Source organism: Skermanella mucosa (genome assembly GCF_016765655.2).
Classification (GTDB): Bacteria; Pseudomonadota; Alphaproteobacteria; order Azospirillales; family Azospirillaceae; genus Skermanella; species Skermanella mucosa.
The window spans coordinates 65,903-88,907 of sequence record NZ_CP086109.1; the positions used below are offsets into that span (position 1 = coordinate 65,903).

The following is a 23,005-nucleotide window of genomic DNA, read 5'->3' on the forward strand; positions in this document are numbered from 1 at the left end:
GCGCATTCCGAAGCGTCACTTGTCGCAGGGAAACGCCCCGGCAGGCGGGTCCCGGTGCCGTCTTGCGACACCCCGCGCGACCATCTGGACTATAACCCCCGGTTGCTTGACCCCCCAGCCGGCCCGCAAGCACTGTCACAATGTGGAGTTGTGCCGCCAACGGCATCCGTTTTCATCCCACGGCGCATCTCCCTCCACTCGCATCGTCAGGAAATGCCGTTCAAGGGCGGCGCCTCGGGGGAACCACTTCATGATCATTCGCGACGACCGCGAACAAGCCGGACAGGTCGATATCGTTCCCGACGAGATCATCGTCAAAATCTCGCCCGACGCCACGCAGGAGGAAATCGAGCAGGCAAGGGACAGCCTCGGCGCCACGCTTGTCGAGGCGACGGCGACCCTGGGGCTGGAACGCTGGTCGCTCCCGGAGGACCCGTCCGACAAGGGCTTCGATCTCGGAAGCGGTTTCGACCTGGGCAAGGCGCTGGACAGGCAGGCGCCCGGCGGCGCCATAGAGTACATGCAGGCGAACCGCATCTACTCCGTTTCCCAGACCGTGCCGAACGATCCGGACTTCGGCCTGCTGTGGGGCCTCGACAACCAGGGCCAGGACGGCGGCGTGGCCGACGCCGACATCGACGCCCCGGAGGCGTGGGACCAGGAGACCGGGTCCGGCACCGTCGTCGCGGTGATAGACACCGGCATCGAGCTGCCGCATCCCGACCTGGATGACAACATCTGGTCCAATCCCGGCGAAATCGCCGGGAACGGCGTGGACGACGACGGCAACGGCTATGTCGATGACATCAGCGGCTACGACTTCGTGAACGAGGACGCCGACCCGACCGACGACTATTTCCACGGCACCCATGTCGCCGGCACGATCGCGGCGGAAGGCGACAACGGTGTCGGCGTGACCGGCGTCGCCTGGGACGCCCGGCTCATGGTGGTCAAGGCCTTCGACTCCGCGGGCTTCGGCAACGAGTTCGACATCATCCAGGCGATCGAATACGCGGCGCTGGAAGGGGCGGACATCTCGAACAACAGCTGGAGCGGCTACGACTTTTCCCAGGGCGTCCATGACGCGGTCAGGCTGGCGGGCGAACAGGGCCAGCTTTTCGTGGCGGCGGCCAGCAACGAAACCAGCGACAACGATTCCTTCCCGGCCTATCCGGCAAGCTTCGACCTCGACAACATCGTCTCCGTCGCGGCGACGACCGCGTCCGACACCCTGGCCTCGTTCTCGAACTACGGGGCGACGACGGTCGATCTGGGCGCCCCGGGCGAGAACATCTACAGCACCTTCACCGGGGGCGGCTACGGCTACCTGAGCGGCACGTCGATGGCCACGCCCCATGTCAGCGGAACCGCGGCGCTCCTGCTGTCCCGGAATCCCGACCTCTCGACCGGGGAGCTGAAGGCTCTCCTGCTGGACACCGTCGACCCGGTGGCGGACCTGGCGGGCCGTACCGTCACGGGCGGCCGCCTGAACGCCGCCGCGGCGCTCGCCGCGAGCGGCCCCCCGGTCGAGATCACCGGCACCGACGAGGACGACGATCTGACCGGGACGGCGGGCCGCGACATCATCCGGGTATTGGACGGCGACGACACGATCCAGGGCCTCGGGGGATCGGACCGGATCTTCGGGGGCGGCGGAAGGGACCTCGCGGCCGCCGGCGCCGGCAACGACACGATCCACGGCGGCTCGGGGAACGACAACCTCCTGGGCGAGGAAGGCGACGACACGACGTTCGGCGATGACGGAGCCGACGCCCTCTTCGGCGGGTCCGGCGACGATACGCTGGACGGCGGCGACGGCGCGGACCGCGTGCTCGGCGAGGCCGGCAGCGACACCGTCGACGGCGGCGGCGGAAACGACCTGATCGATGGCGGCGGCGGCGACGACCGGATCGCCGGGGGCGACGGGAGCGACGCGATGAACGGCGGCGGCGACGCCGATTCCCTGTCGGGGGACGCCGGGGCCGACCTCCTCGCGGGCGGCGTCGGGAACGACACGCTCGACGGCGGCGACGGGGCCGACAGGCTGGTGGGCGCCGATCCCGCCTCGGCGGGTTCGGCGGGCAGGGGCGAGATCGACGGGCTGACGGGCGGCTCCGGCAGCGACACGTTCGTGCTGGGGACCGGGGAGGGCACCTTCTACGAGGACGGCGATCCCCTGACCACGGGCGAGGACGACTACGCCAGGATCGAGGATTTCGACGACGGCGAGGACCGGATCGAACTGACCGGCACGCGCGACGACCATGTGCTCGATCTCTACCGCGCGGCCGACGGCACTCTGAAGGCCGACCTGATCCACGACCCGGGCGACACCGCGCGGGGCGACAAGGTCGGCCAGGTCCAGAGGGTCGATCGCGGCCTGACGCTCGACGACCCGGCCTTTTCCTTCCTGGGAACCGCCGCGGCCGCCACGCCGGCTTCGGCCGTCGCCGTCATGGCAGCCGTCATGGCCGCTGCGGAACAGGGCGGAGATGGCGCGGACGATCCCGTCCAGCCCGCGGCGGTCCCCCTCCCGGTCGAGCTGTTCGACGGGGGCGGATTCCTGTGGGACATCTGGCAGGACGGATCGATCCTCGACGGCTCGTCCGACGCCTATGACGGAGGCATGGCCCTGAGCGGCTTTCCGTTCCAGGAGACCGCCGAAACGGAAGAGGACGGACGCGAGATCGTCATCGGGCCGGGATCGCCGGAAGGATCGGAGGGTATCTCCGTCACCCGGAAGATCTTCGTTCCCGGCGACCAGTCCTGGGCGCGGTTCCTGGAGGTCGTCACGAACACCGGCGCCGTCACGGCGACCCATGCGGTCAACATCGTGACCAACTTCGGATCCGACTTCGAAACCGGCATCGTCGGCACGTCGAGCGGCGACGCGGTTTTCGACCCCGCGGACCAGTGGGTCGTGAGCGACGACCAGGACGGCACCGGGGACCCCACCCTCCTGCACGTGATCCGGAGCGCGGACGCGCCGGCTCCGTCATCGGCGTCCATCAGCGAGGACTTCCTCGATTTCACCTACGACCTGACCCTGGCCCCGGGCGAATCCAGGATCGTCATGCATTTCGCGTCGCAGAACCCCGACCAGGCCGCCGCGCTCGCGCAGGGGCCGGTGCTCGCTTCCGCGGACATGGGGGCGCTGGCCGGACTGAGCGACGAGGAGATATCCCGGATCGTCAATTTCGACGCCTTCATGCCCGAGCCGGTGGTCGGCACGGACGGGAACGACCTGCTGTCCGGGACGGACCGGCGCGACGTCATCGACGGCCGCGGGGGCGACGACCTGATCCAGGGCCTGGGCGGGAACGACCGGCTGTCGGGCGGGTCCGGCGACGACGTGCTCGCCGGGGGGACCGGAAACGATCAGCTCGACGGCGGCAGCGGGGACGACGCCCTCGGCGGCGACGAAGGCGACGACACCCTGGACGGGGACGAGGGATCGGACGACCTGGCCGGGGGAGCCGGCGACGACACGCTGCGCGGCGCTTCGGGCGATGACCGCATGCTGGGCGGCGATGGCGACGACCTCCTGGAGGGCGGTGCCGGAACGGACGTGGCGAACGGCGGTACCGGCGACGACACGATCCGGGGCGACGGCGGCGACGATCGCCTCCAGGGCGCCGCCGGCGACGACACCCTCGAAGGCGGCGACGGCGGCGACAGGCTCGTCGGGACCGCCGCGGTCGCCGGCACCTTCGGCACCGGGGAGACGGACGTGATGACCGGCGGGCCGGACGGCGACGTGTTCGTGCTCGGCGACGGCGAGCGCGTCTTCTACGACGATCTGGACGCGACCACGCCGGGCGAGAACGACTACGCGCTCCTGACCGACTTCCGGAGCGCCGCCGACAGGATCGAGCTGACCGGCACGGCTGATCTCTACCGGCTGGATTTCTTCGCGCCGTCGGGCGGCATCTTCAGCGCCGCCCTGATCCACGACACCGACGAGGCACGCGGGGAACTGGTCGCGATCCTCCGGGACGTGCCGACGAGCCTGAGGCTGGACGATACCGGCTTCCTTTTCGTCTGAGGCCGCGTCCGATCAGCTCGCATCGCCGCAGGAAACCGTCAGGAGAATCCGGCGACCGGATGGGGCACATAGTGCTCCTCCAGCGCCGCGATCTCCTCCGGCGACAGCTTGACGGAGAGCGCCGCGACGGCGTCCTCCAGGTGGTGCGGCTTGGAGGCGCCGATGATCGGCGCCGTGACCGCGGGCTTGTGCAGAAGCCACGCCAGCGCGATCTGCGCCATCGGGATGCCGCGCGCCTTGGCGATCCGGCCCACGCTCTCGACCACCTTCCGGTCGGCGTCCTCGGCCGCCCGGTAGAGCGTCTTGCCGAATTCGTCCGTCTCCGTGCGCCGGGTGGGTTCGGCCTCCCACTCCCGCGTCAGCCGGCCGCGCGCCAGCGGGCTCCACGGGATCACGCCGATGCCCTCCTCCCGGCACAGGGGCAGCATCTCGCGCTCCTCCTCCCGGTAGAGCAGGTTGTAGTGGTCCTGCATCGTGACGAAGCGCGTCAAGCGGTGCCGGTCGGCCAGGTGGAGCGACTTGCAGAACTGCCAGGCGAACATGGAGGATGCGCCGATATAGCGCGCCTTGCCGGCCTTCACGACGTCGTGGAGCGCCTCCAGCGTCTCCTCGATCGGCGTCGAATAGTCCCAGCGGTGGATCTGGTACAGGTCGACATAGTCGGTCCCCAGCCGGCGGAGGCTGGCGTCGATCTCCGTCATGATCGCCTTGCGCGACAGGCCGCGGCCGTTCGGCTCCTTGCGCATGGGGCCGTGCACCTTGGTGGCGATCACCACCTCGTCGCGCTTGGCGAAGTCGCGCAGCGCCCGGCCGACGATCTCCTCGCTCGATCCGGCCGAATAGACGTTGGCGGTATCGAAGAAGTTGATGCCCAGTTCCACCGCGCGCTGGAGGAAGGGCCGGCTCTGCTCCTCGCCCAGCGTCCACGGGTGCGTTCCCCTGTCGGGCTCGCCATAGGTCATGCAGCCCAGGCACAGGCGCGACACTTTCAATCCGGTCCGGCCGAGATTGACATACTCCATGATCGATCCTTTCAGAGGCTTCGTGGTCACCCGTCAGGACCTGAACAACTTCGGGCCGCACTCTGGCGCAACGCCCCGCGTTCGGCGATACGTATGGACCAGTTTCCTGATCGGGTTCATCAAAGCGGGGGATCGCCACCATGGATCGGCACCAAATCGACAACGGGCGCGTCAGCGCCGTCATCAAGGCCGACGGGGCCGAACTCTGCTCGCTGCGCATCGCGGATGGGACCGCTGACGGCTGCGAGCTGCTCTGGCAGGCCGGTCCGGTCTGGCCGCGCCACGCGCCGGTGCTGTTTCCCATCGTCGGCCGGCTCAAGGGCGACCGCCTGACCCATTGCGGCACGGACTATCCGATGACGCAGCACGGCTTCGCCCGCGATCGCCGCTTCGCCTGGGTCGATCATGGCCCGCACTCCTGCCGGCTGTCCCTGGCGGACGATGCGGAGACGCGCAGGCGCTATCCCTTCGCCTTCCGGCTCGACGTCACCTACGCGCTGGACGGCGATTCCCTGCTGGTCAGCCACCTGGTGTCGAATCCGGGACCGGAGGAGCTTCCGGCCTCGCTCGGCGCCCACCCGGCGTTCCGCTGGCCGCTCGCCGACGGCATTCCCAAGGATGCCCACGAGATCGAGTTCGACGCGGACGAACCCGCGCCGGTGCGCCGGATCGACGGCGGCCTGCTGAAGCCGGAGGCATTCCCCACCCCGATCCGGAACCGGCGGCTGCCCCTGGACGCCTCCCTGTTCGCCGAGGACGCGCTGATCCTGGACCATCCGGCGAGCCGCTCGGTGCGCTACTCCGCCCCGGGAGCGCCGGCGATCGAGGTTTCATGGTCCGGATTCGAGCAGCTCGGCCTGTGGTCGAAGCCGGGCGGCGATTTCCTCTGCATCGAGCCCTGGCACGGCTTCGCCTCGCCGGCCGGCTTCGACGGTCCCTTCTCCGCCAAGCCCGGCCTCATGCGCATCCCGCCGGGCGGTCAGCGGGAACTGAGCTACCGAGTCACCTTTTCGTGACAGCGCCGCCTCCTGAATGCCGCATTACCGCCTGAAATATGACTCAGCCGGATTTATGCAATGGAGTTATCTAAGGGGAGACTGAAAACAGGGATGTATTGAGAATATTGAAACTGCACACGTTCTGGGCATCAGCGGAAAAAAATAACGTAGAAGAAGCGATGTTCCCGGTGTCCGGAGAGCCCCGTCTTTACTGCCGCTGAAGGCGGGGCCGGTCACTTCTCCTTATTCCCTGCTGGACTGTCGTCCCTTCTTGCCGGTTCCCGGCGCCTTCTCCATGCCCTGACGTCATAAAGGTGCGTTCATGCCTTCAAATCCCGCGAAACTCTGGGACGCCCCGGTCCTCAAGCCGAACCACACGGTCATCGACCTGGACAAGACGGGATCCAGGACCCTGTGGACGTTCGACAGCGACGAGGACGTGCTCTTCATCGCTTCGGACGAGGTGAGGGAACTGGATCGGCTCCAGACGACCGGCGGGAACAACATCGTCGTGATCGGCGGCAAGTTCGAGCCGACATCCCACAGTTCCGCCGCCGGCACCCTGAACTTCACCCAGGTCAACGGGTCCGTCTTCGTCGAGGGCGTCCACATCGACCACCGGCACGCCGACGGCAAGGACGCGATCAATTTCTACAGCGCGGCAGGCAAGAACGCCGACTTCATCCTGCAGAACTCCCTGATCGAGAACGTGCAGGGGACCTGGTCCGGGGTCCACGCCGACATTTTCCAGCCCCAGGGTCCCACCGGCGATCTCAAGTTCTACAACGTCACGGGCACCACCACCTACCAGGGCCTGTTCCTCCAGCCCAAGAACCCGATAAAGTCCGTCACGCTCGAAAACGTCGAGATGAAGAAGCTGCCCGGCGGCGACGACGAGACCTGGCTGTACTTCTTCGCCCAGCCCGACGACCGGAAGTATCCGATCTCCCTGGAGAACGTCTTCGTCACCGAGCAGCCGGGCCAGCAGGCCGAGTACGACTCCGTCTATCCGTCGGCGTGGCTGGACGGCGCGGTCCGGGACGGCGACAGCATCACCTTCCCCAACCTTCCCTACGAGGGATCGATCGAGATCGGCGCCGGCAACTTCATCTCGGCCGGCGAAGTCGGGCTGAACTATGACCGCTCGATCTACGGAAACGGAGAACTCGCAGCCTCGGGCGGGTTCAGCGGAAACGATTCGGATGACGAATTCGACGGCGGCACCGACGGCAACCTCGTCAACTACGGCTGGGTCAAGTCGGCCGTCACCGTCGACCTCGCCGCGGGCGAGGCGAGCGGCGGAAGCGGCAACGACCGTCTCAACGGCATCGACGACGTGATCGGGTCGACCTATTCCGACCGCCTGACCGGCAACGGGTCCGCCAACACGCTCGTGGGCAACGGCGGCGACGACATCCTGGCCGGCGCGGCCGGCGCGGACTACCTGAGCGGAGGCGCGGGCGACGACACCCTCGACGGCGGCACCGGAGCCGACAGGATGCTCGGCGGCAGCGGCGACGATACTTTCACCGTGGACAATGCTGGCGACCGTGTCGAGGAACGCGACGGGGACGGCACCGACACCGTCCTGTCCTCCATCACCTGGACCCTCAAGCCGTTCGTCGAGAACCTCACGATCACCGCCACCGCGGGGGCGACGGGCTGGGGCAACGGGGCTGCCAACGTGATGCGCGGCGGCGCCGGGCCGGACAAGCTGCACGGAATGGGCGGCAACGACGAACTCTCCGGCGGCACCGGCAACGACCACCTGTACGGCGGCAACGGCGACGATGGTCTCGACGGCGGGGCCGGCACGGACATCCTGAAGGGCGGCGCCGGCGACGACGACCTGACCGGCGGGGCCGGCATGGACCGACTCTACGGCGGTGCCGGGGCCGACCGCTTCATCTATCGGTCGGCGGACGACAGCGAGCCCGGCTGGGGCGAGCGGGACGGCATCCAGGATTTCAACCGCGGCCTGGACAGGATCGACCTGACGAGGATCGACGCCGACACGACGTCGGGCGGCAACCAGCCCTTCGCCTATATCGGCGGCGCATCCTTCGACGGGGATGCCGGCCAGCTCAGGTCGTCCAAGTTCGGCGGTTTCCAGCTCGTCCAGGCCGACATGACCGGCGACGGCGAGCCTGACTTCGAGATCCAGATCTCGGGCAGCGCTCCGGTCGACCGGGGTGCCTTCCTGCTCTGAGCTGTCCGCGCCCCCGTCAATCGAACAGCTGTCCCTCGGCCCGGTAGTCGATCGCGTTCATCCTGTCCTCGACGGTCTTGACGCCGGGCCGGCGAGCGCGGCGGCACCCCCCGCCCCCTTCAGGAACCCGCGCCGCGGGATACCGTCGGTCGTGACGGATTCCAGGCGGTCCATGGCCTTCTCCCTCCGGCAGTCGCGATCCGACCCGTTTTCCAGGGATCGTAACGCTGGCGAAGGAGGCCTGTCGCCGTCTCGACGGGTGCATGGCGTCGGTACACGGAAGTGCTTCGACGCCTACTCCTTGAGCGCGCGCATGGCTGCGTCAGGTTCCCGGTCGATGATGCGGAGCAATGTTCTCGCCGGACCTTCAGGAACGCGGCGCGATTGCTCCCAGTTCCGCAGCGTGGCTACGCTGATATCGAACGTCCGCGCGAACCGTCCCTGGGACAGGCCGGTCTTCGCCCGGATCGCGGCCACGTCCATCGATACGCTCGTGCGCGCCTCTCCCCTCTCGATCTTGGCCATCAGCTCCGGCCCGGATAGAGGCTCGATCTCCGCTTCCTCCTCGGCGGCGCCCGTGTCCGCGTCGTACGCTTCCTTGAGCCGGTCCAGGTCGGCACGGGCCTGCCGCCGGGCCTCTTCAGCCGTGAAGCGCCTGATAGACATCGCGGATCTCCTTCTTCGCGGGCCATGATGAAATGATGCGCCGGACGTCACCCCGCAGCGTGTAAACGACGACGAGGACAAATCCCTGAGTCCGACCGACGGCGACGACCCGGCGCTCGCCATAATTCCTTCGGTCATCGTCCCATTCCAGGATCGGCCCGTCGAAGATGCCGGACGCGAAGGCGAAGTTGTACCCCCGCTCACGCAGACATCTGTCGCTCTTCGCTTCGTCCCATTCGAACATGATACATCATGCGCCAACGGCGTATATGCGTCAATGGCGTATGATCCTGATCAGCTCCCGCCCGCCGCCTGCAGGAAGCTCTCCGCCTCCTCGCGGCTCTCGTATATATGTGGGGCGACGTCGCGGCGGCTCAGGGCGTCGCCCAGCTTCATGTGCAGGAAGGCGCTCGTGGTGTAGCGGCTGACGTCGCTGTAGAAGCGGTCCATCAGCCCCTTGACCATGTCGGTGTAGTCGTCCAGCACTTCCGGCAGGATCACGAAGTTGTCGTAGTTGACGATGGCGCGGACCTTGCGGCCGAGCGGGGCCAGGTGGTTCTCGACCGCGCGGCGGATCTTCGCCACCTCGTCCGGGCTGCGGACCACGTAGCCCTCCAGGTTGATGAAGAACAGGTCGGCCTTGGGGTCCAGCACGAAGCGGGACTCCAGCGGCAGGCTCAGCCATTCCTCCCGGTAGCGCATGGGCTGGGTGCGGAACAGGCGGCCATCCATCGGCTTCGGCTCCTCCCGGATGATCGGGCGGAACGCCATCCGGTCCAGGATGTCCCGCTCCAGGTCCAGGCCCGGGGCGATCTCGGTCAGCACCAGCCCCTCGGGGCAGAGGCGGAAGACGCAGCGCTCCGTGACATAGAGCACGGGCTGCCCGCGCTCGCCCGCCAGCCGGCCGCTGAAGGTGCGGTGCTCGACCTCCTCGACGAACTTGGGCACGTCCCCGGCCGCGAAGGTGCCGAGGAAGACGACCTTCTTGGCGTTCTGGCTGATGTTGATGAAGCCGCCCGCCCCGGCCAGCCGGCTGCCGAACTTGCTGACATTGACGTTTCCCGCCCGGTCCACCTGAGCCATGCCGAGAAACGCCACGTCCAGCCCGCCCCCGTCGTAGAAGTCGAACTGGGCCGGCTGGTCGACCAGCGCCTGGATGTTGCGGGCGGCGCCGAAATTCAGCCCGCCAGCCGGCAGGCCGCCGATCGTCCCGGGCTCCGTGGTCAGCGTGATGAACTCGATCATCCGCTCCTCGTTGGCGACGCTGGCGACACCCTCCGGCATGCCGATGCCCAGGTTGACCACGCCGTTGGCCGGCAGCTCGAACGCCGCCCGCCGGGCGATCACCTTGCGCGGCCCCATCTCCATCACCGGAACGTCGCCGATCGGCACCCGGATCTCCCCGGCGAAAGCGGGATCGTAGCGGGTCGCGAAGGTCTGCCAGTGCTCATCGGGCGGCGCCACCACGATGCAGTCCACCATCACGCCGGGGATGCGCACTTTGCGCGCATCCAGGCTGCCGCGGTCGGCGATGCGCTCGACCTGAACGATCACCACGCCGCCGGAGTTGCGCGCCGCCGTGGCGATGGCCAGCGCCTCCAGGACCAGCGCCTCCTTCTCCATGGTGACGTTGCCGTCGGGATCGGCGGTGGTGCCGCGCAGGATGGCGACATCGATCGGAAAGGCCTTGTAGAACAGGTAATCCTGGCCCAGCAGAGTGATCGGCTCGACCAGATCCTCAGTCGTGCGGTCGTTGATCTTGCCGCCGCCGTGGCGCGGATCGACGAAGGTGTCCAGGCCGACCCGCGTGATGCAGCCGGGCTTGCCCGCCGCGATGTCCCGGAACAGGTGGGAGATGACGCCTTGCGGCAGGTTGTAGGCCTCGATGCTGCCGTCGATCGCCAGCTTCTGGAGCCGCGGGCACAGGCCCCAGTGCCCGCCGACCACCCTTCGCACCAGCCCCTCGTGCCCCAGATGGTTCAGCCCGCGCTCCTTGCCGTCGCCCTGGCCGGCGGCATAGACCAGCGTCAGGTCGCGCGGCCGGGCATGGGCCTGGAAATGGCGCTCGATCCCGACCGCGATGGCCTCGGCGAACCCGATTCCGACGAAACCGCCGGTCGCCACCGTGGCGCCGTCGCGGATCAGGCGTACGGCGTCCTCCGCAGATACGATCTTGCCCCGGGCAGCCATCGGCGCGCCCGACGGCGACGGCCCGCCGCCAAGAAGGGGATGGCCCGCAGAACCGGGAGTCATCTGTTTCGCCATAGCACATCCTCCCCGTCGTTTTTTATTTGCCGAGTCCTGGACGGCCCCGGCGGGCATGCCGCAGCCGAGCAACCAACCCTTCATAAATGTCATTGGTGCCTTGGGAGGAATTTAAACCGACCTTGCGGCCCGAAGGCTACCTGTTCCCGTGCCGGTAACCGAAACTTGATCCGAAACCGGGCGTGGTGAATCCCGAGCTGAAGCCCGGCGTCGTCCAGCGCCGGGCGCCTAAGGACTGGGATTGCCGCCGATCATAGAGGGGCCGTTGCCGGTCGAAGCGGTCCACCCGGCCCCGATAATGCCGCTGCCCCGCCGGAGGGATGATGATCACCGTCGATCCGGGCGGCGCCACGACGACGGAACCCGCCCGCGACCTGTCGCGCGCCTCGGCCGACAGGGGGGCCAGCAGCATTGCACCGAGACAAAGGGCGACCAGAGAGCGCATCATTTCACCTCCCGCGGCCCCGCATCCGTGTACCGGCCGCTTCAGGACATCTGGTGACGGGCCGCGCCGAATACCATGGTGCCGAATACCATGGTAATGAAGCCCCGTCACGCATGCCGCCAAGGGAGGACGCCGCAATGGCGCAGGACGAAGACGCACCGACCGCCCCCGCCCTTTCCGGAGCCCTTCACCATGTCAGCCTGCCCGTCCGCGACGCGGCGCGCTCCGCCGCCTTCTATCGGGATGTCCTGGGCCTGGAGCGGATCGACCGCCCGGACTTCGATTTCCCGGGCGCCTGGTTCTCCCTCGGCCCGGGCCAGCTCCACCTGATCCAGGACACCGGCTCGACCTTCCGGGAGGACAAGCCGGTCAACGCGCGCGACATCCATTTCGCCATCCGCGTCCGGAGCTACCGGGCCGCCCTGCTCCACCTGATCGCCCGGGGCTACCGGAAGGAGGGCACCCCGGGCGCCGGCGCGCTGAACGGCATCAAGGTCAGTCCCACGGCGACCGCCGGGTTCCCCCAGATCTACCTGCTCGATCCCGACCGCAACGTGATCGAGATCAACGCCGAAAGCCTCGACATCGGGGAGGACGAAATCGCCCGCCTGCTGGAATGAAGCCCGATCAGGTCCCGCATTCCGGCGGTGCCCACGTCTCCTGGGCCGTTACCGGGCCGAGCGCTTGTCCACGACCCCGGGAATCTCCCGTGTCGGCCTGGGGAACTTGCCCTTGAGGGCGTCCACCCCCTCCTGGGGGCGGGCCGCCGGGACAAGGTCCTGGCGGCTGCGCCGGATCTCTTCCGTCGCGATGTTCATCTCCCGGTCCCGATTCTCGACCAGCCCGGGCTGCGCCTCGCCCTCACGGTTGAACGACCAGGCCAGCATGGGAGGACCATAGGGCATGCGGTCCCCCGGCCGGGTGCCCTTCTCGGACTGCCATGTGTGCCATGTCTTGCCGTAGCTGTTCATCTTGCCCTTCATCAACTCGTGCTCAGCCAAGCCGGGAAGGTTTGGAGCGACCAGCTGCCCGGACAGGATCTCTCCGTTGTGAGGATGCCAATACTGGCGCTCCCGAGGCTCCAACTGCTCGAACAGGCGCTCGGAGATGATGTACTCGACTCCGTTCAAGTTGGCATCAGCGGTATTGCCATCGAAGAGCGCGCACTGCGCAAAGTCCTCGTTCACCTGTCGGCAGAAGTGATGGGCCTCCATCTGGTGGCTTGGGTCGTCCTTCATGGGATGGAAGCCGACGAGGTAAATGTCCATCCCGCCGAGCGGCGCGCTGCTCTGCAGCGCTGCGGCGCCGGCCTCGAGCACGTTGGTCTTCGTGCTTTCGCCGCTGCCCAGGGGGTCGACGGAGGGCGTTACGGTTCCCATCCCGGTGCATGCGCCAAGCGTTGCGATCAGCGTGAGCGGCAGCACGGTTCGTCGGAATTGCATTGCTACGATTCAGTCCTTCTATCCCGATGATCATGGAGGCTACGGTCTTGCGCTGGAGCGGCCGGTTCAAGTTGCGGCGGCCTTCAACGCCGCCTCGGCTTGTCGGCGCGGATCCGCGCTCGCGGAGATCGCATCGTACCGTCCGAAGTCGCCGCGCAGGGCCTTCAGGGCATACCGCTCGCGGTCGATCTCCGCCGTGGTGCGGACGCCCAGGCGCCGAAACACCGGGACCGGCGGGCACCAGCCCTGGAGGGCGTGCTGGAGCAGGAAGCCGGTCACGACGGCGGGCAGGACCAGGAAACGGCGGTCCACGAAGGCCCCCAGCAACGTACCCGTCAGCGCGAGCGTCGCCGCGTTCGCCTCGAGCGTGCGCTCGATGTCCCACTCGCGGTCGAGCTCTTCGAGGCGGCGGCCGATCTGCCCCGGGTGCTCGGCGTGGTAGCGCACGCTCTCCTCGATTTCGGAGGCGACGCGGCGGTTGAATTCTTCGGACGTGGCGTTCTCCACGCGGGATGCGGTGGCGGGCAGCAAGGCTCCCTCCTCTGCCGGTTATGGTGAGCGATGCCGGGGCGACCGTATCCGATCGCGGGCGGCGCTGACTTTCCCACAAACATTAGAAACGACTGAAGTGTTCCACTCCCGTCGAGGGGACGAGGTTCCATAGGGCCGTGAGGTTTCCAGATGACCTCGACGGCCCCGGAAATTCGCTTCGGCCGCTTCAGCCCGCCGGCCGGAACACGATCGCCACCGGCGTGATCGACCGGGTTACGTTCCCGGTGGGCGTCAGCCGTCCGGTCTCCCGGTCGATCCGGAACTGCACGATGTCGTCGCCCTTCTGGTTGGCGACATAGAGCCAGGTTCCGCCCGGGTCGATGGCGAAGTTGCGCGGGAAGGCGATGCCGGCCGTGGTATGCCCGATCGGCGACAGCAGCCCGCTGGAAGGGTCGATCCCGAAGGACGCGATGCTGTCGTGCCCCCGGTTGGAGGCGTAGAGGAACCTGCCGTCGGGATGCACCGCGATCTCGGCGGTGCTTTGGGGACCGGAATAGCCGGCCGGTTCGGTCCGCACGGTCTGGAGCCCGCGGCCGAGCTCGCCGGTGGCCGGGTCGTATTCCAGGGCGGTGATGGTCGCGTCCAACTCGTTCAGGACATACAGGATGCGCCCGTCCCGGTGGAAAGCCACGTGCCTCGGGCCGGCCCCGGGCGCCATGGACGCCTCGCTCACCAGGGACAGCCCGCCGCCCTCCAGCCGCAGGATCTGAACCTTGTCGATGCCCAGGTCGGCCGTGGCGATGTACCGGCCGGCCGGATCGAAGGTGACCGCATGCGGGTGCGGCGCCTCCTGGCGCTCCGGGTTGGGGCCGCTGCCCTTGTTCATGAACTCGCCGCTCGCGGGACCGAGCCTGCCGTCCGCCTCGATCGGCAGGGCGACGAAGTTGCCACCCATGTAGTTGGCGACCACCAGGTGCCGTCCCGAAGGATCGACCGCCAGGTGCGCCGGGATGTGGCCCACCACCGACTGCCGGTTCAGCAGGGAGATGGTCCCGGTCTCGGGGCTGATGGCGTAGGCCTCCGCCGAGCCCGCCCTGCTCCCCCCGTAATCGTCGATCTCGTTGACGGCGTAGAGGAAACGCCCCGACGGATGGAGCGCCACGAAGGACGGGTTGGCGCTCGGCACCTGCTGGATCAGCGTGAAGGCGCCGGTATCCGGATCGACCCGGAAAACCGAGAGCCCGACGGGATTGTCGCTGCCCCCGCCGGGCGGGTCCTTGGTGTAGGAGCCGACATAAGCGTATCGTGCCATGGTCCTGCCTGAAGCGAGTTCGGGAAACGCCAAGATGGCCGAAGCACCCGCTGCGGACACCATGAACTGGCGGCGGTCGATCTGCATGGTCGTTCCTCCCGTTTTCTTTTCTACTTGGAACCTGCCTTGAACAACGCCTCGATGACGCGGAGGTTCGCCACCGCATCCTCCAGCGGATAGTCCGGCGCCAGCCCGCCCCTCAGCAGCCGGGCGAAATCGGCCGCCTGGAGGGCGTACTGGTCAACGACCTCCATGTCCTCCGCCACCGCGGAGGCGTCGGCGTGCCGGCTTCCGTCGTCGACCATTATCCGGCAGGGCCGGTCCGGCGGCGCGTTGAACGGGATCAGCACCTCGATCCGCCCCCGGCTTCCCAGGCAGTGGACCCGCTGGTAGGGCACCATCCGGGTCGAGACGGTGAAGCTCGCCTGCCCTCCCCCGGGAAACGCCATCAGGGCGGAGGTCAGCACGTCGATCCCCATGTCCGGATCGCGCTCGACCAAGGCCGCGACCCGCTCCGGCTCGGCGCCGAACAGCCAGCGCGCCAGCATGACGGGATAGCAGCCGATATCGTAGAGCGCGCCGCCGCCCTGCTCCGCGCTGTTGCGGATATTGGCCGGATCGGCATTGTGGTAGCTGAAGGTGCAGGTCATCGCCAGCAGCGCCCCGATCCGCCCCTCCCGGATCAGCTCGCGGACCCGTAGCCACTGGGGATGGTGCCGGACCATGAAGGCTTCCTGGATCAGCCGGCCGGTGCGGTCGCGCGCGGCGACCAGCGTTTCGGCCTCCGCCGCGGTCAGCGCCAGCGGCTTCTCGCACAGTACGTGCTTGCCGGCCTCGGCGGCCCGGATCGCCCAGGGCACATGCTGGTCGTTGGGCAGCGGGATATAGACCGCTTCCACGGCATCGTCGGCCAGCAGCGCCTCGTAGCCGCCATGGGCCTTCGGAATGCCCAGCCGCGCGGCGCAGGCCTCCGCCCGGCCGGCATCGCGGGACGCGATCGCGACCACCTCGGCGGTATCGGTGCGGCGGAAACCGGGTATCACCTTCTCGACGGCGATCTTCGCGGTGCCCAGAATACCCCAGCGTACGGGTTCCATGACGGCCTTCCCTCCCTGAGTTTTTCGTTCTTTCTTTGCCACAGATGACGGCGATGGGCTCAGATGAATGCTTATCTTCGTCCATCGCCGTCATCTGTGGCCAAAAAACAGAAGCCGAACACTCCGAAGCTTCAGCCCAGCCGCCGGCCGTCCTCCGGATCGAACAGCGACACCCGTCCCCCGTCCAGCATCACCGGCAGCGGCGCGTTGCGCTCGATCCGCTGGTTCGGCGCCATGCGGGCGGTGACCTCCCCCGCCCCGGTGGCAAGCAGAACATACATGTCGGGGCCGGTCGGCTCGGCCATGATCGGGCGCGCCTCGAACGATCCCCCGCCGCCGCCCTCGGCGATGCGGATATGCTCCGGCCGGAAACCGAGCGTGATCGGCCTGCCCTCCCCCGACCCCGAGGGCGGCGCCAGCCCCGGCAGCGGGATCGTGGCCCCGCCGCAGACCAGCCCGACATGGTCGCCCGCCGGCCCCAGCCGCCCCTCCAGGAAGTTCATGGTCGGCGCCCCCACGAAGGACGCGACGAACCGGTTGGCCGGCCGGTCGTAGACCTCCTCCGGGCTGTCGCACTGCTGGATCCGCCCCTGGTCCATCACGACGATCCGGGTCGCCATGGTCATCGCCTCGATCTGGTCGTGGGTGACATAGACCATGGTCCGCCCCACCCGCTCGTGCAGCCGCTTCAGCTCGATCCGCATGTCGGCGCGCAGCTTGGCGTCCAGGTTGCTGAGCGGCTCGTCGAACAGGAAGACCTTGGGCTGCCGCACCAGCGCGCGGCCGATCGCGACACGCTGCTGCTGGCCGCCGGACAGCTCGGACGGACGCCGGTCCAGCAGGTGGCCGATCCGCAGGAGCTGGGCGACCTCCGCCACCTTGCGCTCCACCTCGGCCTTCGGCGTTCCCCGCATGCGCAGGCCGAAGCCGATGTTCCGGCGCACCGACATGGTCGGGTAGAGCGCGTAGGACTGGAACACCATCGCGATGTCCCGCTCGTCCGGCTCCAGCTTCGTCACGTCCCGGCCGCCGATCAGGATGCGCCCGCCGGTGATCGGCTCCAGCCCCGCGATCATGTTCAGCAGGGTGGACTTGCCGCAGCCCGACGGCCCCAGCAATACCAGGAACTCGCCGTGCTCCACCTCCAGGTTCAGGCCGTCGATGATGGTCAGGTGGCCGTAGCTCTTGCGAACGTCTTCGAGCGTCACGCCGTTCATGGGTTGGGTCCTCATCCTTTGACGGCGCCGGCGGCGATGCCGCGCACGAACAGGCGCCCGGAAAACAGGTAGACCAGGACGGTCGGAAGGGCCGCGAGCATCGTCGCCGCCATGTTGACGTTGTATTCCTGCTCGCCGAACTGCGATCCGACGAGGTTGTTGAGCGCCACCGTCACCGGCTGGCTGCCGCGACCGCTGAAGGTCAGCCCCAGCAGGAAGTCGTTCCAGATATAGGTGAACTGGAGGATCACCGCGACCGCGAACACCGGCAGCGAGAGCGGCAGCATGATGTGCCAGAAGATCGCCAGGAACCCGGCCCCGTCGATCCGCGCCGCCTTCATCAGGTCCGCCGGCACCGACTGGAAGAAGTTGCGGAACAGCAGGGTCACGAAGGCCAGCCCCCAGACCACGTGGACCAGCACCAGCCCCGGCACGGTGCCGAACAGCCCCAGCTCCCGCACCAGCACGATCATCGGGTAGAGCGTCACCTGCGGCGGGATGAACAGCCCGATCAGCACCGCCGCGAACAGCAGGTTGGCGAAGCGCAGCTTCCACAGGCTGAGCGCGTAGCCCGTCAGCGAGCCCAGCCCGACCGACAGGAACAGCGCCGGGAACACGATGACGAAGGAATTGACGAACTGCCCCGACAGCCCGCCGCTGCCCCCGTCGCGCCCGCCCCAGGCCTTGCCCCACGCCTCCAGCGTCGGGGCCCGCGGCAGGGCGAACAGGCTGCCGCCGCGGATCTCGTCCATCGGCTTCAGCGAGGTGGAGAACATGATCAGCAGGGGCGCCATCATGGCGAGCGCCGCCGTGCCGAGCAGCAGATACAGGACGACCCGCTGGTAGCGCATCACCGTGCCCCCCGGCTCTTGTGGATTTCCCGGTACAGGTAGGGGCCGATCACCGCGACCACGGTGCACAGCATCATGAAGGCGCCGGCGGCGCCCAGGCCCAGCTCCTGCCGGTTCAGGATATGGTCGACCACGAACCGCGCCGGCAGGTCCGACGCGAAGCCCGGCCCGCCGCCGGTCAGTGCCACGACCAGGTCGAACGACTTCATCACCAGCGCCGACAGCAGAACGAAGACGGTGAAGAACACGGGCCGCAGCATCGGGGTGACGATGTCCGTATAGACCCGCCAGGTCGGTATGCCGTCGATCCGGGCGGCCTTCCAGACGTTGGGATCGACGCCCCGAAGCCCCGCCAGGAACAGCGCCATGCACAGCCCGACCTGCTGCCAGATCCCGGCGATCGCCAGGGTATAGATCGCCCGGTCCGGCTGGACGATCCAGTTGAAGACGAACCCTTCCCAGCCCAGGTCCCGCACCGCGTCCTGGATGCCGAACACCGGGTTCAGCATCCATTGCCAGATCAGGCCGGTCACGATGAACGACATGGACAGCGGCAGCATGAACACCGTCCGGAAGAACCCCTCGGCCCGGACGCCCCGGTCGATCATGATCGCCAGCGCATAGCCCGCGACCGTGCAGCCCGCGATGAACAGCGTGCCGTGGATCGCCAGGTTCTCCATGGCGGTCCACCAGCGGGCGCTGGCGAACAGCCGGCGGTACTGGTCGAACCCGACGAAATCATAGACCGGCAGCAGGCGCGACCGGGTCAGCGAGATCACGAAGGTCCAGACGATGAAGGCGTAGAAGCAGACGATCGTGATGACCGCCGCCGGGATCAGCGCGATCCGCGCCGCCGTCATGGGCGCCAGCCGCCATCGGGGCCGGACGGCCGGCGCGCCGCCCTCGGCCATCAGGATCGCCGGCCGGCTCTGTTCTGCATGGGACATGGATGCTCCATCGCCGGCCCGGACGATCCCGGGCCGGTCAAGCGATCGGAAGGCGGGGCGCCCCTACCGGGCGTCCTCGACGGTCTGCACGAACAGGCTGCGCCCCTGTTCCGGCGTCATGGAGGGACTGTTCCAGAACTGCGAGATGGCGTCGTCGATCGCCCCGGAGACGGCGCTGGAGACGCCGAACAGCCCGGTGCTGACCAGATGGGTCGCAGGGTCCTTGATGGTGGCGATCGCCAGCTTGGCGCAGCTGTCGAAGCCGGGATCGGTCACGTCGGTGCGCACCGGGATCGAGCCCTTGCGCCGGTTGAAGGCGATCTGGACCTGCGGGTCCATGATGACCTCGGCCATCAGCTTCTGGGCCGCCTTGACCTGCGGGTCCGACGTGGCGCCGAACGAGAAGGCGTCCACCGCCATGATGTAGGCGGCGTCCTTCGCCGGGGCCAGCATGCAGCCGACGGTGGTTCCCGGCTCGATGCCGGCCGCCACCAGCTCGCCCTTGGCCCAGTCGCCGGTGAACTGGAAGGCCGCGTCGCCGCGCATCAGCATCGCGGTCGCCTCGTTCCAGCGGCGGCCCGGGCTGCCCTCGTCCACGAAGCCGCGAAGCGCCGCGAAGGTGCTGAACGCCTCCAGCATCGCGTCGGAATTCATCGCCGCCTTGTCCAGGTCGCCGTAGACCCTGGCGTAATGCTCGCGCCCGCCGACGCCGAGCAGCACCGTGTTGAACAGCACCCGCTCCTGCCAGGGCTGGCCGCCCAGGGCGATCGGCGTCACGCCCGCCGCCTTCAGCCTCCCGGCGGCCTCCAGGAATTCCGGCCAGGTCTTGGGCACGGCGACGCCGGCCTTCTCCAGCACGGCGGTGTTGTAGAACATCCAGTTCTCGCCGTGGATGTTCAGCGGGGCGGCGATATACTTGCCGTCTTCCTTGGCGATCCGGGCGATCAGGGGCGGCAGGACCGCGTCCCAGTTGCCGGCCGCCGCGACCTGCTGGACGTCGCCCACGAAGCCCTGCGCCGCCAGTTCCTTGAGCTGTTCGCCGACCGAGAACTGGAAGATCGCGGGAGCGTCGTTGCCGATCATGCGGTTGACCGCGGCCGCCCGGGCATTGGCGCCGCCGGCGATCGGGGTGTCGTTCCAGGTCCCGCCGCGCGCCGTGAAAGCGGAGCGGACCTCGCCCAGGGCGGCGGACTCGCCCCCCGACGTCCACCAGTGCAGCACCTCGGCCGTCTGGGCCGTGGCCGCCGGCGCCGCGAGCCCGGCCGCCACCGCGACCGCCAGCCCCGCCCCGAATCCCGTCATCAGCATGGAAACACGCATCCCGACCCTCCCTGGTTCGATCCGCGTTATGGATCGTAACGTTTCGATTTTCGGTAAGTATGACCTTGTGCCGAGGGATGTCAATCCCGAAATGATCCTTGCCAGTCCCGGCACCCCGGCGCTACGATCAAAATCGTAACGTTACGAAATTCGAACGCGCCGCAGCGGCGCGCCAGACCGGGAGGGTTCCGCGATGCTTCGTTTCCCCGAGGGGTTCGTGTGGGGAGTGTCCACGTCCAGCTACCAGATCGAGGGGGGAGCGCCGGACGACGGGCGCGGTCGCAGCATCTGGGACACCTACTGCGCCACGCCCGGCAAGGTGGCCAACGGCGACGACGGCTCGGTCGCCTGCGACCATTATCACCGCTACCCCGAGGATCTGGACCTTCTGCGGACGCTGGGCGCTTCGGTCTACCGCTTCTCGATCATGTGGCCCCGGGTGATGCCCGAAGGCACCGGCCGGCTGAACGAAAAGGGCCTCGACTTCTACGACCGCGTGGTCGACGGCCTGCTGGAGCGCGGCCTGCGCGCCTGGCCCTGCCTGTACCACTGGGACCTGCCCCAGGCGCTCCAGGACCGGGGCGGCTGGACCAACCGCGACAGCGCCTCCTGGTTCGCCGACTATGCCGCCGTCATGGCCCGGCGGCTGGGCGACCGGGTCGAGAAGTGGGTGACCTTCAACGAGCCCAGCGTCTCCGCCTGGATCGGCCACGAGGAGGGCCGGCACGCGCCGGGCCTGACCGACCCGCGGGCCGCCGTGCGGGCGGCGCACCACATCAACCTGGCCCACGGCCGGGCGGTCGCGACGCTGCGCGACCTGACGCCTCGGGCCGGCGTCGGCTTCGTCCTGCCGATCCACAAGGCCCGCCCCCTGCCCCGCTTCGCCGAACGCGACGCCCATCTGGCCGATTTGTTCGAGGACAAGTGGAACGGCGTGTTCCTGGACCCGGTCTATTTCGGCCGCTACCCCGCCTCGCTGGCCGACCGCTTCGCCGAGCACGTCGCCCCCGGCGACCTGGAGGAAATCAGCCGCCCCGTCGATTTCCTCGGCGTCAACCACTACTTCCCCAGCTATGTGGAGGCGGCGTCCGGCGAGGCCTGGCCGTTCCGCCATGCCGAGCCGCCGTTCTATTTCCGCCGGACGGAGATGAACTGGGCGATCGACGGGCGGGCCTTCTACGAGGCCCTGATGATCCTGAAGCACCGCTACCGCAATCCGCCGGTCTACGTGACCGAGAACGGCGGCGCCTTCCTCGACTGCGTTCAGGCCGACGGCCGGGTGGACGACCAGGACCGCATCGCCTACTACAAGGACTATCTCGCCAACCTGCACAGGGCCATGGCGGAAGGGGCCGACATCCGGGGCTTCATGCCCTGGTCCCTGCTCGACAACTTCGAATGGGCGCGCGGCTACGACAAGCGGTTCGGCCTGGTGCATGTCGATTACCGCACCCAGAAGCGCACGCCCAAGGCCTCTTTCGACTTCATGCGCGCCGTCATCGCCGGCAACGCTTTGCCCGGGGGCCAGTTCTGAGCTATGCGGAAGGCCAACGGACACGGTGCTGGAGGACTAGGCGTGACGGCGAGGCGGCAGGCCAATCTCAAGACCCTGGCGGACCACCTCGGCCTGTCGGTCACGACCGTCTCGCGCGCCCTGAAGGACGGGCCGGAGGTGCGGCCGGAAACCATCGCCCGGGTCAAGGAGGCCGCGGCCTCCTTCGGCTACGTTCCCAACATCGGCGGTATCCACCTGCGCACCGGCAGGACGATGAAGGTCTGCTCGATCCTGTTCGCGCCCGAGGTCGGCGACTACGGCGATCCGGGCTTCCTGGCCCAGGTGGAAAGCCTGTCGGCGGGGCTGGAGGTGTCCCACTACAACCTCCTCGTCCTGGCCCAGACCGGCAGGCAGACGCCGCTGGAAGCCGTGCGCAAGGTGTATGAGCAGCGCATGGCCGACGCCGTCGTGTTCTCCCGGACCCTGCCGCTGGACGAGCGGGTGCGCTACTGCCTGGAACGCGACTTCCCCTTCGTCAGCTTCGGCCGGACCGAGCTCCAGACGCCCCACGCCTATGTGGACCACGACGACGAGGGGGCCGTGTTCGACGCGGTGACCCGCCTCGCCGCCGAGGGCCACCGGCGCATCGCCCTGATCAATCCCTCGGGCGGCCTGACATATCTCGGCTACCGCATGCGGGGCTACCAGCGCGCCCTGGCCGAGGCCGGCCTGCCCTGGGACCCCGCCCTTTCCGTGGTGGCCGACCTCTCGGTGCGGGCGGCGCGCGAAGCGGCCCGGCGCCTCGTGACCGAGGGCAAGTCGGCCACCGCTATCATCTGCGCCAACCAGATGTCGGTGGTCGGCGTGCTCGAAGGGCTGATCGGCTGCGGCGTGGACACCATCCGCGACGGGTTGCCGGTGGTGGGATTCGGCGGCATGCCGTTCCGCATGCTGTCGGAGCAGAAGGTGATCTACTACTACCAGCCCCAGCGCCGCGTCGGCGAGATGCTGGCCCACCACACCCTTGCCCTGCTGGAGGGCAGGCCCGCGGAAAGCCTTGCCACCGTCCTTCCCTATGTCCGCATCGACGACCTCCGCCGCTTCCGCGACGAGGACGACATGGCCTGAGACCGGGCCGGCCGAAAACATCCGAACAGGTCTGTAGATCAAACCGCATTCTCC

20 protein-coding genes are annotated in these 23,005 nt (G+C 68.3%); 6 read left to right on the plus strand and 14 right to left on the minus strand.

Annotated elements, in window-relative coordinates; all coding sequences use genetic code 11:
• The first annotated feature begins 250 nt into the window (after positions 1-250).
• On the plus strand, positions 251-4,045 hold the full coding sequence (locus JL100_RS35170) for a S8 family serine peptidase (protein ID WP_202683798.1): 3,795 nt from the start codon (positions 251-253) through the stop codon (positions 4,043-4,045).
• Between the two features lie 38 nt (positions 4,046-4,083).
• On the opposite strand, the gene JL100_RS35175 is transcribed toward JL100_RS35170, so the two are convergent.
• Positions 4,084-5,067: an aldo/keto reductase gene (locus JL100_RS35175; RefSeq protein ID WP_202683799.1), complete on the minus strand. Its 984-nt coding sequence runs from the start codon at positions 5,065-5,067 to the stop codon at positions 4,084-4,086.
• Positions 5,068-5,207: 140 nt separating this feature from the next.
• Here JL100_RS35175 and JL100_RS35180 point away from each other — a divergent pair, with 140 nt between their 5' ends.
• Positions 5,208-6,083, plus strand: a complete 876-nt coding sequence (locus JL100_RS35180; RefSeq protein WP_202683800.1) for an aldose 1-epimerase family protein — start codon at positions 5,208-5,210, stop codon at positions 6,081-6,083.
• Positions 6,084-6,387: 304 nt separating this feature from the next.
• Complete coding sequence (locus JL100_RS35185; protein WP_202683801.1) at positions 6,388-8,274, plus strand: calcium-binding protein; 1,887 nt, start codon at positions 6,388-6,390, stop codon at positions 8,272-8,274.
• A gap of 57 nt (positions 8,275-8,331) precedes the next feature.
• Here JL100_RS35185 and JL100_RS35190 read toward each other — a convergent pair whose 3' ends face one another.
• The 5 genes from JL100_RS35190 to JL100_RS35210 all read right to left on the minus strand — a co-directional run bounded on the left by JL100_RS35190 (position 8,332) and on the right by JL100_RS35210 (position 11,653).
• The gene (locus JL100_RS35190; protein ID WP_228421813.1) at positions 8,332-8,448 is read right to left on the minus strand and encodes a twin-arginine translocation signal domain-containing protein; all 117 of its coding nucleotides are present in this window, start codon (positions 8,446-8,448) and stop codon (positions 8,332-8,334) included.
• Positions 8,449-8,568: 120 nt separating this feature from the next.
• Positions 8,569-8,940 (minus strand): helix-turn-helix domain-containing protein, encoded by a 372-nt coding sequence (locus JL100_RS35195; protein WP_202683802.1) that lies wholly within the window; start codon positions 8,938-8,940, stop codon positions 8,569-8,571.
• Positions 8,915-9,184: a BrnT family toxin gene (locus tag JL100_RS35200; RefSeq protein WP_202683803.1), complete on the minus strand. Its 270-nt coding sequence runs from the start codon at positions 9,182-9,184 to the stop codon at positions 8,915-8,917. Before JL100_RS35200 ends, JL100_RS35195 begins: the two co-directional genes overlap by 26 nt.
• A 50-nt stretch (positions 9,185-9,234) precedes the next feature.
• Complete coding sequence (locus JL100_RS35205) at positions 9,235-11,130, minus strand: acyl CoA:acetate/3-ketoacid CoA transferase (protein WP_202683872.1); 1,896 nt, start codon at positions 11,128-11,130, stop codon at positions 9,235-9,237.
• 211 nt (positions 11,131-11,341) lie between these two features.
• A complete protein-coding gene (locus JL100_RS35210) occupies positions 11,342-11,653 on the minus strand; it encodes a hypothetical protein (protein WP_202683804.1) in 312 nt (103 codons plus the stop codon).
• Between the two features lie 134 nt (positions 11,654-11,787).
• Here JL100_RS35210 and JL100_RS35215 point away from each other — a divergent pair, with 134 nt between their 5' ends.
• Positions 11,788-12,270 carry a VOC family protein gene (locus JL100_RS35215; protein ID WP_202683805.1) on the plus strand — a complete coding sequence of 161 codons (483 nt, stop codon included), beginning with the start codon at positions 11,788-11,790 and terminating at the stop codon, positions 12,268-12,270.
• A 48-nt stretch (positions 12,271-12,318) separates the two neighbouring features.
• Here the strand turns inward: JL100_RS35215 and JL100_RS35220 are convergent, their stop codons facing one another.
• From JL100_RS35220 to JL100_RS35255, 8 genes are all read right to left on the minus strand, one after another.
• Positions 12,319-13,029: an OBAP family protein gene (locus tag JL100_RS35220; RefSeq protein ID WP_228421815.1), complete on the minus strand. Its 711-nt coding sequence runs from the start codon at positions 13,027-13,029 to the stop codon at positions 12,319-12,321.
• Positions 13,030-13,158: 129 nt separating this feature from the next.
• Positions 13,159-13,623: a hypothetical protein gene (locus JL100_RS35225; RefSeq protein WP_202683807.1), complete on the minus strand. Its 465-nt coding sequence runs from the start codon at positions 13,621-13,623 to the stop codon at positions 13,159-13,161.
• Between the two features lie 187 nt (positions 13,624-13,810).
• Complete coding sequence (locus JL100_RS35230; protein WP_202683808.1) at positions 13,811-14,983, minus strand: lactonase family protein; 1,173 nt, start codon at positions 14,981-14,983, stop codon at positions 13,811-13,813.
• A gap of 23 nt (positions 14,984-15,006) precedes the next feature.
• On the minus strand, positions 15,007-15,993 hold the full coding sequence (locus tag JL100_RS35235) for a Gfo/Idh/MocA family protein (protein WP_202683809.1): 987 nt from the start codon (positions 15,991-15,993) through the stop codon (positions 15,007-15,009).
• 131 nt (positions 15,994-16,124) lie between these two features.
• Entirely contained in the window at positions 16,125-17,210 is a 1,086-nt protein-coding gene (locus JL100_RS35240) for an ABC transporter ATP-binding protein (protein ID WP_202683810.1), read from the minus strand.
• An 11-nt stretch (positions 17,211-17,221) separates the two neighbouring features.
• Positions 17,222-18,061: a carbohydrate ABC transporter permease gene (locus tag JL100_RS35245; protein WP_202683811.1), complete on the minus strand. Its 840-nt coding sequence runs from the start codon at positions 18,059-18,061 to the stop codon at positions 17,222-17,224.
• Positions 18,061-19,008, minus strand: coding sequence for a carbohydrate ABC transporter permease (locus tag JL100_RS35250; RefSeq protein ID WP_228421817.1), 948 nt, complete (start codon positions 19,006-19,008; stop codon positions 18,061-18,063). The genes JL100_RS35245 and JL100_RS35250 overlap by 1 nt, the downstream gene beginning before the upstream one ends.
• A gap of 63 nt (positions 19,009-19,071) precedes the next feature.
• Positions 19,072-20,328: an ABC transporter substrate-binding protein gene (locus JL100_RS35255; protein WP_228421819.1), complete on the minus strand. Its 1,257-nt coding sequence runs from the start codon at positions 20,326-20,328 to the stop codon at positions 19,072-19,074.
• Between the two features lie 193 nt (positions 20,329-20,521).
• Here JL100_RS35255 and JL100_RS35260 point away from each other — a divergent pair, with 193 nt between their 5' ends.
• Together JL100_RS35260 and JL100_RS35265 are read left to right on the plus strand one after the other, a co-directional pair.
• The gene (locus JL100_RS35260; protein ID WP_202683812.1) at positions 20,522-21,862 is read left to right on the plus strand and encodes a GH1 family beta-glucosidase; all 1,341 of its coding nucleotides are present in this window, start codon (positions 20,522-20,524) and stop codon (positions 21,860-21,862) included.
• Positions 21,863-21,904: 42 nt separating this feature from the next.
• The gene (locus JL100_RS35265; RefSeq protein WP_228421821.1) at positions 21,905-22,951 is read left to right on the plus strand and encodes a LacI family DNA-binding transcriptional regulator; all 1,047 of its coding nucleotides are present in this window, start codon (positions 21,905-21,907) and stop codon (positions 22,949-22,951) included.
• The last annotated feature ends 54 nt before the right edge of the window (positions 22,952-23,005 follow it).

Bases quoted from the DNA above. Each gene is read 5' to 3' on its own strand.
- JL100_RS35170 (WP_202683798.1), top strand. From the start codon at position 251: ATGATCATTCGCGACGACCGCGAACAAGCCGGACAGGTCGATATCGTT.
- JL100_RS35175 (WP_202683799.1), bottom strand. From the start codon at position 5,067: ATGGAGTATGTCAATCTCGGCCGGACCGGATTGAAAGTGTCGCGCCTG.
- JL100_RS35180 (WP_202683800.1), top strand. From the start codon at position 5,208: ATGGATCGGCACCAAATCGACAACGGGCGCGTCAGCGCCGTCATCAAG.
- JL100_RS35185 (WP_202683801.1), top strand. From the start codon at position 6,388: ATGCCTTCAAATCCCGCGAAACTCTGGGACGCCCCGGTCCTCAAGCCG.
- JL100_RS35190 (WP_228421813.1), bottom strand. From the start codon at position 8,448: ATGGACCGCCTGGAATCCGTCACGACCGACGGTATCCCGCGGCGCGGG.
- JL100_RS35195 (WP_202683802.1), bottom strand. From the start codon at position 8,940: ATGTCTATCAGGCGCTTCACGGCTGAAGAGGCCCGGCGGCAGGCCCGT.
- JL100_RS35200 (WP_202683803.1), bottom strand. From the start codon at position 9,184: ATGTTCGAATGGGACGAAGCGAAGAGCGACAGATGTCTGCGTGAGCGG.
- JL100_RS35205 (WP_202683872.1), bottom strand. From the start codon at position 11,130: ATGGCTGCCCGGGGCAAGATCGTATCTGCGGAGGACGCCGTACGCCTG.
- JL100_RS35210 (WP_202683804.1), bottom strand. From the start codon at position 11,653: ATGATGCGCTCTCTGGTCGCCCTTTGTCTCGGTGCAATGCTGCTGGCC.
- JL100_RS35215 (WP_202683805.1), top strand. From the start codon at position 11,788: ATGGCGCAGGACGAAGACGCACCGACCGCCCCCGCCCTTTCCGGAGCC.
- JL100_RS35220 (WP_228421815.1), bottom strand. From the start codon at position 13,029: ATGGGAACCGTAACGCCCTCCGTCGACCCCCTGGGCAGCGGCGAAAGC.
- JL100_RS35230 (WP_202683808.1), bottom strand. From the start codon at position 14,983: ATGCAGATCGACCGCCGCCAGTTCATGGTGTCCGCAGCGGGTGCTTCG.
- JL100_RS35235 (WP_202683809.1), bottom strand. From the start codon at position 15,993: ATGGAACCCGTACGCTGGGGTATTCTGGGCACCGCGAAGATCGCCGTC.
- JL100_RS35240 (WP_202683810.1), bottom strand. From the start codon at position 17,210: ATGAACGGCGTGACGCTCGAAGACGTTCGCAAGAGCTACGGCCACCTG.
- JL100_RS35245 (WP_202683811.1), bottom strand. From the start codon at position 18,061: ATGCGCTACCAGCGGGTCGTCCTGTATCTGCTGCTCGGCACGGCGGCG.
- JL100_RS35250 (WP_228421817.1), bottom strand. From the start codon at position 19,008: ATGTCCCATGCAGAACAGAGCCGGCCGGCGATCCTGATGGCCGAGGGC.
- JL100_RS35255 (WP_228421819.1), bottom strand. From the start codon at position 20,328: ATGCGTGTTTCCATGCTGATGACGGGATTCGGGGCGGGGCTGGCGGTC.
- JL100_RS35260 (WP_202683812.1), top strand. From the start codon at position 20,522: ATGCTTCGTTTCCCCGAGGGGTTCGTGTGGGGAGTGTCCACGTCCAGC.